Here is a 12,770-nt window from a genome sequence, read left to right as displayed (position 1 = left end):
AAAAATTGAATGCCTACAGTGGGGGCAATCCAACCGAGTCGAGGTCGACCGCAATGAGCCTTACCGAACCGATCGAACGCCTGTGGGGCGGCCGTTTCCAGTCGAAGCCGTCCGATGCGCTGCAGAATCTGTCCCGCTCCGATCCGAGTTTCTTCCGTCTCGTGCCGTACGATCTGGCGGGCTCCCGGGCCCATGCGCGCGAGCTGAATCGCGCGGGTATCCTGAACGACGACGATCTCGCGCAGCTGCTGGACACGATGGACGGCATCGCACGCGACTATGCGGCCGGCGCGATCGCGCCGTCGCTCGCCGACGAGGACGTGCACACCTTCCTCGAGCGCGTGCTCACGCAGCGGTTGCCGGCACTCGGCGGCAAGCTGCGCGCCGGGCGCTCGCGCAACGACCAGGCCGCGAACGACCTGCGCCTGTACCTGCGCGACAAGGCGCGCCAGCTCGTGCGCGGCATGCTCGACCTGCAGGATGCGCTGATCGGCCAGGCGAGCCGGCACGTCGACACGGTAACCGCCGGGTTCACCCACCTGCAGCCCGCGCAGCCGATCGTGTTCGGCCATCAGTTGCTCGCCCATGCGCAATCGCTGTATCGCGATGCCGACCGCCTGGTCGACTGGGACCGTCGCACCGCGCGTTCGCCGCTCGGTGCGGCCGCGCTCGCGGGCTCGGCGATCTGCATGCGGCCCGAGCTGTCGGCGCAGGAGCTGGGTTACGACGCGCCGTGCGAGAACTCGATCGACGCGGTGGCCGCGCGCGATCACGTCGCGGAATTCGTGTTCGTCACGAGCATGCTGGCCGTGAACCTGTCCCGCCTGTCGGAAGAAGTGATCCTGTGGACGTCGCGACAATTCCGCTGGGTGGAACTCGACGACGGCTACGCGACCGGCAGCTCGATCATGCCGCAGAAGAAAAACCCGGACATCGCGGAACTCACGCGCGGCAAGGCGGGGCGGCTGATCGGCAACCTGACGGGGCTGCTCGCGACGCTGAAGTCGCTGCCGCTCGCGTACAACCGCGATCTCGCGGAAGACAAGATCGCCGCGTTCGATTCGATCGACACGCTCGAACTCGTGCTGCCCGCGATGGCGGGGATGATCCGCACGATGCGCGTGAACGTCGACGAGATGCGTCGCCAGGCGCCGCTCGGCTTCACGCTCGCCACCGAGGTCGCGGACTGGCTCGCGCTGACGGGCGTGCCGTTCAGCGAAGCGCACGAGATCACCGGCACGCTCGTGCGTGCGTGCGAGCGGGACGGCATCGAGCTGGCCGACGCGAGCGCCGAACAGTTGCAGGCCGTCGACACGCGCCTCGCACCGGCGGTGCGCGCGCATCTGACGCTCGACGCGGCCGTCGCCGCGCGCGGCGGCGCGGGCGGCACGTCGCCTGCGCGCGTGCGCGAACAGATCGGCCGTCTGAGCGACGCGATCGAACGCCAGGTGGCGTGGGCAGCAGATTACCGGGGGCCGTCATGCTGAGCGCATCCGATTCCCGCCGCCTCGACGGCGCACCGGGGCCGGCCGATGCGCCGGCGGACGACACCGCCGGCCTCGTGCGCGTACGCCGGCGCTACTGGGGCCGCTACGTCGCGTCGGTCGCGATCGTTGCCGCGCTCGCCTATATCGCCGCCGCGTTCGCGCGCGGCCAGATCGAGTGGCGTGTCGTCGGCCAGTTCCTGACCGCTCGCTCGATCATGACGGGGCTCGCCAACACGATCGTGATGACCGTCCTCGCGATGACGCTCGGCGTCGTGCTCGGGGTCGTCACCGCGGTGATGCGGCTGTCGTCGAACCCGGTGCTCGGGGCGATCGCGCAGGGCTACATCTGGCTGTTCCGCGGCACGCCGATCATCCTGCAACTGCTGCTGTGGTTCAACCTCGCGCTGGTGTTTCCGACGCTCGGCATCCCGGGTATCGCCGAATTCCGGACCGTCGACGTGATGACGCCGTTCCTCGCGGCGGTGCTCGGACTCGGCATCAATCAAGGCGCGTATACATCGGAAGTCGTGCGGGCCGGGCTGCTGTCGGTCGACACCGGCCAGTACGAGGCCGCGAAATCGATCGGCATGCCACGCCTGCAGGCGCTGCGCCGGATCATCCTGCCGCAGGCGATGCGCGTGATCGTGCCGCCGATCGGCAACGAGCTGATCGGCATGGTCAAGCTGACGTCGCTCGCGAGCGTCGTGCAGTACGCGGAGATGCTGCACAACGCGCAGAACATCTACTACGCGAATGCCCGCGTGATCGAGTTGCTGATCGTCGCCGGCATCTGGTATCTCGCAGTCGTCACCGTGCTGTCGCTCGCACAGGCGCGTGTCGAACGGCGCTTTGCACGCGGCGCGGGCCGGGCGGCGGGCCGCAAATGAACCGCACGACCCTCAACCATCGGGAGAACGTCATGACGAACGCAGTCGTTCGCGCGGTCGACGTGCGCAAATCGTACGGCGATTTCCAGGCGCTGCATGGCATCACGCTCGACGTCGAGCAGGGTGAAGTGCTGTGCATCATCGGGCCGTCGGGTTCGGGCAAGAGCACGTTCCTGCGCTGCATCAACCAGCTCGAGACGATCAGCGCGGGTGCGCTCTGGGTCAACGGCGAACTGGCCGGCTACCGCCGCGCCGGCCACCGGCTCCACGAGCTGTCGGAGCGCCAGGTCGCGCGCCAGCGACTGGCCACGAGCATGGTGTTTCAGCGCTTCAACCTGTTTCCGCACAAGACCGCGCTCGAAAACGTGATCGAGGGCCCCGTCCAGGTGCTCAAGCGCCGCCGCGCGCAAGCGGAGGAAGAAGCGCGCGCGCTGCTGGCCCGTGTCGGGCTCGCGCACAAGTGCGACGCGTTTCCGGTCGAGCTGTCGGGCGGCCAGCAGCAGCGCGTCGCGATCGCGCGGGCGCTCGCGATGCACCCGCAATTGATCCTGTTCGACGAACCGACGTCGGCGCTCGATCCCGAACTCGTCGGCGAAGTGCTGGCCGTGATGCGCGATCTCGCGAAGAGCGGAATGACGATGATCGTCGTCACGCACGAGCTCGGGTTCGCGCGCGAGGTGGCCGACCGCGTCGTGTTCATGGACGGCGGCCGGATCGTCGAGAGCGGGCCGCCCGACCAGGTGCTGTCCGCGCCGACGCATGCGCGCACGCGCGATTTCATTTCAGCGGTGATTGCATAAGCGGGCCGGACGCCCGCCCCGTAGCGCCCGAGCGATCGAGCCGCCGACCCGAGCGGCGCAGCACCCCATTACTCCACCATGACAAGGCGACATCCCATGAAAGCATCCGTCCTGACCCGCACGCTGGCCGCTGTCGCATTCGGCGCACTCGCGCTTCACGCGTCGTTCGCCGTCGCGCAATCCACGAGCGCGAAACGCACGCTGAACGTCGCGATCGTGCCGAACTACCCGCCGTTCGAATACAAGGATCCGGCGACCGACAAGCTGGCGGGCTTCGACGTCGATCTCGGCGAGGCCCTCGCCGCGAAGATGGGCGCGAAACTGAACTGGGTCGAGACGAGCTTCGACCAGATGATGAGCGCGGTCGCGACGCAACGCGTCGACATGATCCTGTCCGGGATGACCGACCTGCCGACGCGCCGCGATGCGGTGACGTTCGTCGACTACATCGAGACGGGCCCGCAGTTCTACACGCTGAAGGCGCGCGCCGGCGAGTTCGCGCAGATGAACGCGCTGTGCGGCAAGCGCGTCGGGTCGAGCCGGCGCACGTCGTTCCCGGACAACACGACCGCGTGGAGCGCGGAGAACTGCGTGAAGGCCGGCAAGCCGGCGATCGTCGTGGTGGGCACCGACGGCTCGTCGGATGCGCGGATGCAGCTGCGCCAGAACCGTATCGACGCGGCCGTGCAGGGTGGCGAGACGCTGCCGTATCAGAACAGCCTCGAGCAGAACGCGTATGCGCCGGTCGGCAAGCCGTTCCTGTCGCAATACACGGGCATCGGCGTCGCGAAGAGCAACACCGCGCTGAGCAGCGCGCTGACGACGGCGCTCAACCAGATGATCGCGGACGGCTCATACCAGAAGCTGCTCGCGAAATGGGGGCTGCAGGAGCACGCGGTGGCGAAGGCGACGATCAACGGCACCCACTGAGCGCGCGATGACGGATCTGGCTCCCCGCTGGCCGGACGCGCAGCGCGCGTGCGTCGCGCTCGCGTTCGATCTCGACGGCCCGACCGGCGACGCGATGCTGAACGGGTCGATCTGGCGCAACCCCGCGTATTTCACGCTCGGCAGCTACGGGCCGTGGCGCGCGCTCGGCCGGTTGCTCGACATGCTCGCGTCGTTCGAGCTGCCCGCGACGTTCTTCGTGCCCGCCTGGGTCGCGCGGACGTGGCCCGCGCAATGCGCGGCGATCGTCGAGCGCGGCCACGAGATCGGCTATCACGGCTACCGGCACGAAGCGTTCTGGACGCTCGCGCCCGATCGGCAGCGCGAGATCATGGCGCAGTCGGCCGACATCTTCGCGCGCACGCTCGGCGTGCGGCCCGTTGGGTTCCGCACGCCATCCGGCGACTGGAGCGCAGCGACGGTGGCGGTGCTGCGCGAAGCGGGCGTGCGCTATTCGAGTTCGATGCGCGGCGACGACCGGCCGTACCTGCTGCATGGTGAGGAGGGCGAACCGCCGCTCGTCGAGATCCCCGGCCGCTGGGAGACCGACGACTACGCGTCGCTCGCCTACCACCGCAACCCCGACTACCCGGCGGGCCTCGACCGGATCGCCGGATACGGTGCGACGCTCGACAACTGGACGCGCGAATTCGACGGCGTATACCGCGAAGGGCTGTGCCTGACGACGCTCCTTCATCCAAAGGTGTGCGGCAAACCGGGACGCATCGCACTGCTGGAGACCTGGCTCGACCACATGCGCGCGCAGGACGGCGTATGGTTCGCGCGCTGCCGCGAGGTAGCCGACTGGTGGCTCGCGCAGGCCACGCGGGATGCAGCACCCACGCAATGGAGCGGCAATTGACCCACCTTCCTTCCTGGCCTGGCGGCGCGCGATACGCGGTCGCGATCACGGTCGACTTCAACGACATTCATGGCATCCAGACGCGCGAACCGCGCATCGTCGGCCGCGAGAAATCGCTGTCGGTGTGGCGTTACGGCGCGACGCGCGGCGTCGACCGGCTGCTTGCGGCGTTCGACGCATTCGGCGTGCCGGCGAGCTGGTTCGTGCCCGGCGCCGTCGCCGAAACGCACCGCGATACGGTGCGCGAGATTGCCGCAGCCGGCCACGAGCTCGGCGTGAGCGGCTATCGCTGCGAGGATTTCGATGCGTTGCCGCTTGCCGCACAGGTCGACGCGTGCCGCGCGGGGCGTGCCGCGCTCGCGGACGCAATCGGTCGCGACGCGGACGGCTTTCGATCGTTCACCGGCAACTGGGCCCATGGTTTCGCGGATTTTCTCGTCGCGGAAGGTTTCACGTGGTCGTCGTCGTGGCGCGGCGACGATCTGCCTTACGTGCATCCCCGCGACGGCGGCGACGCGAACGGCGCGCGGCTCGTCGAGCTGCCGCTGCACTACGAACTCGAGGACGAACCGTACTTCGAGTTCAACCTGTCACCGCCCGTGCCGGCAGGCCAGCCGCGCATCGCCGCGTACCGCGACGTGCTCGACAACTGGCGGCGTGACGTCGACGGGTTCAGGCGTTTCGGGCTGTGCTGCGTGCTGCGCCTGCATCCCGAGATCATCGGCACGGCCGGGCGGATCGATCTGCTGCACGCGTTGCTCGCGCACCTGCGCGGCACCGGCGATGCATGGTTCGCGACGGGGCGCGACATCGCGCGCTGGTGGCATGCGCAGGCGCCCGTCAACGCGCCGGGCCATCCGGTCGACGTGTTCGCACGCTGCGTGGCAGAGGAGGCGGCACGATGACGACCGACACGCAAGCGCGCGCCACCCGGCTCGCGGCATTCGTCGCACGGACCTCCGCCGATGCAGTGCCGGACGACGTCGTCGCGAAAGCCAAACGTCATGTCCTCGACACGTTCGGTGCCGCGCTGGCCGGCACGTCGGCCGTCGAGACACGCAGCGCCCGCGCGCTGACCGGCGCCGTTGCGCGGGGTGGCGCGTCGTTATGGGGCACGCGACGCAGCGCGAGTGCGCGCGACGCGGCGTTCGTCAACGGCATTGCCGCGCACGCGCTCGAGCTCGACGATTCCGGCGGCTGCGATCATTCGGGCGCGGTCGTGCTGCCCGCTGTGCTTGCCGCGCTGTCGTGCGCCAGCCAACCCGTGACGGGCCGGGAATGCGTGGCCGCGATCGTGCTCGGATACGACGTCGGCCGGCGCGTGCTCGAGGCGGCGGGCGGCTACTCGGCCCATAACGGTGCGGGCTGGCATTCGACGCTAAGTTGCGGCGTGTTCGGTGCGGCGGCCGCGAGCGCGCGCGTGCTCGGGCTCGACGCCGCACGCACGCGTGACACGCTTGGCCACGCGGCGAGCTTCGCCGGCGGCCTGTGGAGCTTCATCCACGACGGATCGCAGACCAAGCGGCTGCACGCCGGGCGCGCGGCGGAAGGCGGCGTGCTGGCGGCGTTGCTTGCCCGGGAGGGCGTGAGCGGCCCCGCCCGCGTGTTCGACGACGTGTGGGGCGGCTTCTTCAACACGTTCGCCGCGCAATCGCATGCGCCCGACGCATTGACCGACGGCCTCGGCACGCACTGGAAACTGATGCGCTGCTCGATCAAGCCGCACGCGTCGTGCCGCAGCGCACATGCGGCGGTCGACGCGGCGCTGCAACTCGCGCGCGGCCGCACGCTCACAGTCGGCGAGATCGAACGGGTGGTGGTGCGTGCAAGCGCGTTCGTTGCGCGGATGTGCGGCGGTCGCGATCTGTCGACGCTGTCGTCCGCGCAGATGAGTCTGCCGTACGCGGTTGCGGCGGCGCTCGTGTTCGGCGACACCGGGATCGACGCCTATCGCGCGGACCGGCGCACCGACCCGCGTGTGACCGCGCTGCTCGCGCGCATCACGGTCGACGTCGATCCGGAACTTGGCGATCTCGACGAGCCGACGGTGACCCTGCAGCGCGCGGACGGGACGCGGGAATCGCGTCACGTTCCGATCGCACTCGGCGATCCGCGCAATCCGCTGCCGGATGCGACGCTGCTGGCGAAATATCGTGCGCTGGCAAGCACGGCGCTCGACGGTGCGCGCGTCGATGCGTTGAGCGACCTGTGCCTGTCGCTGGACCGGCTAGCCGACGCGCGCGTGCTCAACGAGCGGCTCGCAGGCGATCCGGAAAGCCTCGATTGAATGGGGCGATGGGCTGCGTGTGGCAGTTGCGGCTGCAACATTCGCGTGAGAAGCTGCCGGTCGACGATACGGCAACGCACAGGATGCGCCGCATGAGGGGGTGACCGGGCTCATGACAGCGGCGCACCCCACGCCGCCGTCACATCGCCGCCCAGCCGCCATTCGCCGAACGGGCGGCGCGGCGCGATGATCGCCGGCAGGCGACGATCGTGAAAGCGCGCGTAGTACGGCTCGACCCAGCTCAATTCATCGCGAAACGTCCACGGGAACAGGTCCTGCCTGACCGGCGTGATGGCAGTGAAGCTCACGGGATTCTCCACCGCGGCGATCACGAGATTCGCGAGGCGGCCGATCGCGCCGTCGTTTTCCCGATAGAGATCGATATGGCGCCGCTGCACGAGCTCCGCGGCGAACACGAGCGGCAGCAGCGCGAACGTGTGATAGTGCAGCGCGCGGTTACCGCGCTTGACTTCCCGCGCGAGCGAACCGTCGGGCCCGATGTCGCGAATGCCCTCGCGCACGCGCAGCAGCCCCGAGTCGACGAGGCTCGCATTGCCGGTCACGGTGCCGATCGCGATCAGGTCGAGTCCGGCCCAGTAGACGAGGTTGTTGTGCAGGTGGTTGATCGCTTCCGCATCGCGGGTCGCGATCGCGATGCGTTCGAGCCACGGATCGATCGTGTCGAAGCGCGCGCGATTCGCATCGCGCACGTCGCGCGGCATGCGCAGGATCACCATCGCGAAATCGGTGCCGGCCCATGAGCGCTCGTAATGGCCCTGGTAACCCGAGATCCGGCCCATCAGTGCATCGGCACGCGCCCAGCTTTCCAGCAGGTTCAATGCGCACGACCAGTCGCCGTGATCTGCCGCCGCGTTGAGCCGCGCGATGAAATCGCGCATCGGCTTCACGGCGCGCGCATAGCCGGCGGCGGCGTCGTAGTAACCGGGCGGATCGATCGTCGTGACGGCCGCCGGCAGGTCGCAGGCGTGGGCCGACGGCGCGGCGCCGAATAACGCGCCCAGGGAGAGCAATACGGCGAACAGCGGTCGAGTCGACAGGCGGCGCATACGGTCCCCGGTGGTAACGGTCGTGACGCCGGGCGCATCGGGTCGACGCATCGCAATGCATCGTGCGGGGCCGCGTGGTCCGCAGCCGTTTCCGGGTCGAACGCAGTCTAGCGTTCCCGTCTTTCATCCGCCTTTCCCGGCGGCAGCCAGCCGGATCGATGGCGTGCCTGCGCCGTTTTCGCCGCGCGATCGCCGGATTCGCGTGTCCGCACACTTTTTTTGAAGACCGCGCCATATTCGCCCGGTATGATCGCTGCGCTCGCGAACGACGGCACTGGCCATCGGATTCCGGCTCGCGCGCAATCGACATCACAAGCATGACAAAACAGGGCGGACGCCGTTCGATGCGTCGCGCCGCGATCGGGCCGAATCGGCCACCAGCACGACGGAGCAGGGAACGATGGTAACGGGGACGAAGGCGGCGCGACACGCGAGGGCGATCGCGGCCGGCGGAGCATTGTGCGTGGCGGCGGCAGGCAGCGCGCCCGCGCAGGCTTCGGATGCAGGGGGCGCGCCGCAGGCCGGCGCGGCGGCGGCCGTGCTGCCGGCAATCGACGTGAACGGGGCGGCCGACGGCGCGTCCGTCGGGCTCGTCGGGCGGCGTACCACGGCCGGCACGAAGACCGACACGGCGGTGGCCGAGATCCCGCAAACGATCAATATCGTGACCGCGCAACAGATCGAGATGACCGGCGCGGCCGACCTGAACCAGGCGCTGCGCTACGTGCCGGGCTTCTCGACCTTCGGCGCCGACAGCCGGACCGACTGGTATGCGGCGTTGCGCGGCTTCACGCCGACGCTGTACGTCGATGGCATCGCCGCGCCGAATACGGCCGTGATCGCGAACTGGCGCGTCGATCCGTACACGATCGATTCGATCGCCATACTGCGCGGGCCGACGTCGGTGCTGTACGGCGCGGGCGAGCCCGGCGCGATCGTCGACGCCCATACGAAGCTCGCCGACGGCGAACGCGTGCGCGAGGCCGGCGTGCAGATCGGCAACGATGCGCGCAAGCAGGTCATGCTCGATGTCGGTGACAAGCTCGACCCGGACGGCAAGATTGCGTACCGGTTTGTCGGCGTCGCGCGCGACGGCAATGCGCAGACGGGCCCGAACGGCGACCGGCGCGTCGCGCTGGCGCCGTCGTTCCGGTGGCGACCGAACGCCGACACGTCGCTGACGGTCTCCGCGACGTTCCTGCAGGACAGCGGCGACATTTCGTCGAACTTCCTGCCCGCGTCGGGCACCGTATTGCCGAACCCGAACGGTCGCCTGTCGCAGGACATCTACATGGGCGACCCGTCCTTCAACGACTACCGCAAGAAGCAATGGTCGCTCGGCTACGCGCTGGAACATCGTGTGAATGCGATCTGGACGCTGCACCAGGACGTGCGCTGGTCGCACCTGTCGCTCGACGATGCGACGGTGTTCGGCAACGGCTTCGCGCCGCGCAGCACGACCGACATGATGCGATTCGCGGGGCTGTTCCAGCTCAACTACAGCCGGCTCGACATCGACAATCACGCGCAGGCGCGCTTCGGCACGGGGCCGCTCGAGCACACGCTGCTGTTCGGCCTGCAATTCGACCGGCAGACGACGACCAACAGCGTGTGGCTGGCGCTGGCGCCGTCGCTCAACCTGTACCACCCCGTCTACCGGCCGGTGACGGCCGCGATCTTCTCCGGCCCGACGTCGCTCGGCCATGTCGACCAGTACACGGCGCTGAACGCGTTCGGCGTGTACGCGCAGGATCAGATCCGCTGGCAGCGCTGGACGCTGACGCTCGGCGGCCGCGAGGATGTCGTGAATGCGCGCTTCGACGACCGGACGGCCGGTACGCAGGCGCGGCAGGACGTCAGTGCGTTCTCCGGGCGCGTCGGGCTCACCTATCAGGGTGACGCCGGGTTGTCGCCGTACGTGAGCTATTCGACGTCGTTCGATCCCGTCATCGGCGTGCGGATGTTCGGCGGCGGCTTGCCGAAACCGACGCGCGGCGCGCAGACCGAGGCCGGGCTGCGCTGGCAGCCGCCCGGCAGGAACCTGATGCTGAGCGCGGCCGTCTACCGGATCGACCAGACCAACGTCGTGACGCCGACACCGGTGAATCTCGACCCGACCGGCACGACGTCCGTGCAGACCGGCAAGGTGCGCTCGCGCGGCATCGAGCTGAGCGCGGTCGGCAAGGTGACGCGCGAGTTGTCGATCGTCGCGTCGTATGCGTATCAGGACGTCAAGAACGTGCAGGCGAACGATGCGTCGCTGAACAACTGGCCCGTCTCCGTGCCGCTGCCACGGCAGATGGCGTCGATGTGGGCCGACTGGACCTGGCGCACGGGCGCGCTGTCGGGGCTCGGAATCGGCGGCGGCGTGCGGTACCAGAGCGCGTCGGCCGGCGCGCCCGACAATTCGCTCACGGTGCCGAGCGCGACGCTATACGACCTGGCGTTGCATTACGACATGCCGCACTGGCGTTTCGCGCTGAACGTCGCGAACCTGTTCGACCGGCGCTACGTCAGCGGCTGCCAGTCGTACGCCGTGTGCGTGTTCGGCAACGAGCGGACCGTGCTGGCCAGCGCGAAATACAACTGGTGATCGCGAGCGTGGCGAAGGCGCCTACGCGCCGCGTTGCGGCCCGCGGGGTGCGTTGCGCGAGCGCGCCTGGCGCTGGCGCCGCCATTCGGTCGGCGTGATGCCGAAGCGTTCGCGAAAGGCCGTCGCGAAATTGGCCGGCGTGGAAAAGCCGATTTCCTTCGCGATGCTCGCAATGCTGAGCGACGTCGAATCCAGCAGATCCTGCGCGATCCGCAGCCGCTCGTGCCGCAGGTACTCGAACACCGTCTGCCCGAGATTGTCGCGAAACGCGCGCGACAACCGCTTTTCATGCGTGCCGACCGCGCGCGCCAGCTGCTCCACCGTCGGCGGGTCGTTCAGCGTGCGCGACAGGTGGCGGATCGCCGCGCGCACGATGATGTCGTCGTCCTTGCCGGCCGCGAACGGGCTGTCCACCTGCTCCGCATCGGCGGGCCGTTCGCGCGTCGTCCGCGCGAGCTGCACGCGAATCCGCGCGACCACTTCCGCCGGCTCGAACGGCTTCACGACATAGTCGACGCCACCGATTTCCAGCCCTTCGAGGCGTTCATGCAATTCGCCGGCCACGGTCAGGAAAATCACCGGGATCGCGCGCGTGGCCGGATCGGCGGCGAGCAGCCGGCACGCGGTGAAACCGTCCATCCGCGGCATGCGGACATCCATCAGGATCAGGTCGGGCAACAGCGCCTGCGCGCGCTGACATGCCTGCATGCCGTCCGACGCGATGCTGATCCGGCAGCCCGTGTCGCGCAGGATGTCGATCAGCAAGCGCAGCTGGTCGGGTTGATCGTCGACGACCAGGATATGGGCGTCGCTCAATGCGGAGATCGATGAAGGCATCGTGCACCTGTTGTGGAATGGCGGTTGACTGCGTTTCCGCGGGTGGCCTGCCCGGTTCGGAGGAAACGTCGTGTGCCGCTCTATGACGACGCATACATGCATCGCACGCTCGCATCGATTCCGGAGATTGCCGGCACTGCGCGGCAGGCAACCGTTCGTCGCAAGCCACGGCGTTCGTTCTTTTTTGATCACTGAGCCGGCAAAGACTCGGACGATTGCCGTGCTCGCGTGGTGAAGATCGCGACTGCGGAAATCAATGCGAGCGGAATTGTAGGAGCTTATTTCGAATCCCGCCAGACGCGACAACTGTATTCGCGTCATTCCGCTTTCATGATTATAAAAATGGCGGTTTACGACAGGAACGCCGCGCGTTGATATGCGTCGAAGCTCATGGTTTACGCGAACAACCAGCGCACAACCGATGCTGTCGGCCAGCTCCGAGATTATCGTCTCGAGATCGAATTGAATTTAAATCCGCTTTGGCAAAGTATTTATCCGCCGCGCAAAACATTTCGAATAATATCGACTGCGCGAAATCGTTTGCGAGGCGCGGATATTTCACGTAAACCATTGAATGCATTGAATTTTACAATCTATAAAGAATGCCGCCTTTAATAATTCAAGCTCGTGTCCCATAATTCGTCCGAACTTTGAATGCCGGGTGGCACAGCGCAACGGAAGGCGCCGCAAGCGGTGACGGACGTTGTGCGATTCGAGTCCGGCGCATCAGTTGATGCGCATCCGAGCGAATGCTCGTGGCATGGAAGCGAAACGCCGGTTGCCGAAGATGAAATAAAAGAAGCGGGGTTGGTCGCGGTCGGCGCGACATCACATCAGAGGTGTTTATAACGGCAGGTCGAATCTCCGGATTCAGCCGGGGAAAGGCTCGCCCATAAACAGTATTACGCATTCCTAATTCAGTTTACAGATTAACGGAACGGGCCGCAAAGAGACGGCGTGCCCGGAGGCTTCGATCGTCCTGTCGAAACGAACGGTCGATGC

At 67.7% G+C, this 12,770-nt stretch carries 10 protein-coding genes; 8 read left to right on the top strand and 2 right to left on the bottom strand.

What is annotated here, in order from left to right; all coding sequences use genetic code 11:
* Positions 1 to 53 precede the first annotated feature (53 nt).
* From argH to HWX87_RS06880, 7 genes are all read left to right on the top strand, one after another.
* On the top strand, positions 54 to 1,487 hold the full coding sequence (argH, locus tag HWX87_RS06910) for an argininosuccinate lyase (protein WP_176046430.1): 1,434 nt from the start codon (positions 54 to 56) through the stop codon (positions 1,485 to 1,487).
* Positions 1,481 to 2,374 carry an amino acid ABC transporter permease gene (locus HWX87_RS06905; RefSeq protein WP_176046429.1) on the top strand — a complete coding sequence of 298 codons (894 nt, stop codon included), beginning with the start codon at positions 1,481 to 1,483 and terminating at the stop codon, positions 2,372 to 2,374. Before argH ends, HWX87_RS06905 begins: the two co-directional genes overlap by 7 nt.
* Positions 2,371 to 3,174 (top strand): amino acid ABC transporter ATP-binding protein, encoded by an 804-nt coding sequence (locus HWX87_RS06900; RefSeq protein ID WP_279612953.1) that lies wholly within the window; start codon positions 2,371 to 2,373, stop codon positions 3,172 to 3,174. Before HWX87_RS06905 ends, HWX87_RS06900 begins: the two co-directional genes overlap by 4 nt.
* Positions 3,175 to 3,270: 96 nt before the next feature.
* Positions 3,271 to 4,104, top strand: coding sequence for an ABC transporter substrate-binding protein (locus HWX87_RS06895; protein ID WP_176046427.1), 834 nt, complete (start codon positions 3,271 to 3,273; stop codon positions 4,102 to 4,104).
* Between the two features lie 7 nt (positions 4,105 to 4,111).
* Complete coding sequence (locus HWX87_RS06890; protein WP_176046426.1) at positions 4,112 to 4,984, top strand: polysaccharide deacetylase; 873 nt, start codon at positions 4,112 to 4,114, stop codon at positions 4,982 to 4,984.
* Positions 4,981 to 5,889 (top strand): polysaccharide deacetylase, encoded by a 909-nt coding sequence (locus HWX87_RS06885; protein WP_244137616.1) that lies wholly within the window; start codon positions 4,981 to 4,983, stop codon positions 5,887 to 5,889. Before HWX87_RS06890 ends, HWX87_RS06885 begins: the two co-directional genes overlap by 4 nt.
* Positions 5,886 to 7,271: an MmgE/PrpD family protein gene (locus tag HWX87_RS06880; RefSeq protein WP_176046424.1), complete on the top strand. Its 1,386-nt coding sequence runs from the start codon at positions 5,886 to 5,888 to the stop codon at positions 7,269 to 7,271. The genes HWX87_RS06885 and HWX87_RS06880 overlap by 4 nt, the downstream gene beginning before the upstream one ends.
* A 110-nt stretch (positions 7,272 to 7,381) precedes the next feature.
* Here the strand turns inward: HWX87_RS06880 and HWX87_RS06875 are convergent, their stop codons facing one another.
* Positions 7,382 to 8,389, bottom strand: a complete 1,008-nt coding sequence (locus HWX87_RS06875; protein ID WP_244137615.1) for a mannuronate-specific alginate lyase — start codon at positions 8,387 to 8,389, stop codon at positions 7,382 to 7,384.
* A 349-nt stretch (positions 8,390 to 8,738) separates the two neighbouring features.
* On the opposite strand from HWX87_RS06875, the gene HWX87_RS06870 reads away from it, so the two are divergent.
* A complete protein-coding gene (locus tag HWX87_RS06870; protein WP_176046423.1) occupies positions 8,739 to 10,931 on the top strand; it encodes a TonB-dependent siderophore receptor in 2,193 nt (730 codons plus the stop codon).
* A 21-nt stretch (positions 10,932 to 10,952) separates the two neighbouring features.
* Here HWX87_RS06870 and HWX87_RS06865 read toward each other — a convergent pair whose 3' ends face one another.
* Entirely contained in the window at positions 10,953 to 11,768 is an 816-nt protein-coding gene (locus HWX87_RS06865; protein ID WP_176046771.1) for a response regulator, read from the bottom strand.
* Positions 11,769 to 12,770: the final 1,002 nt, after the last annotated feature.

The sequence above is a fragment of the Burkholderia sp. BCC1644 genome (genome assembly GCF_902833225.1).
GTDB lineage: Bacteria > Pseudomonadota > Gammaproteobacteria > Burkholderiales > Burkholderiaceae > Burkholderia.
The sequence above is the reverse complement of the archived record's forward strand: the minus strand, read 5'-3'. Positions and strand labels throughout refer to the sequence as shown.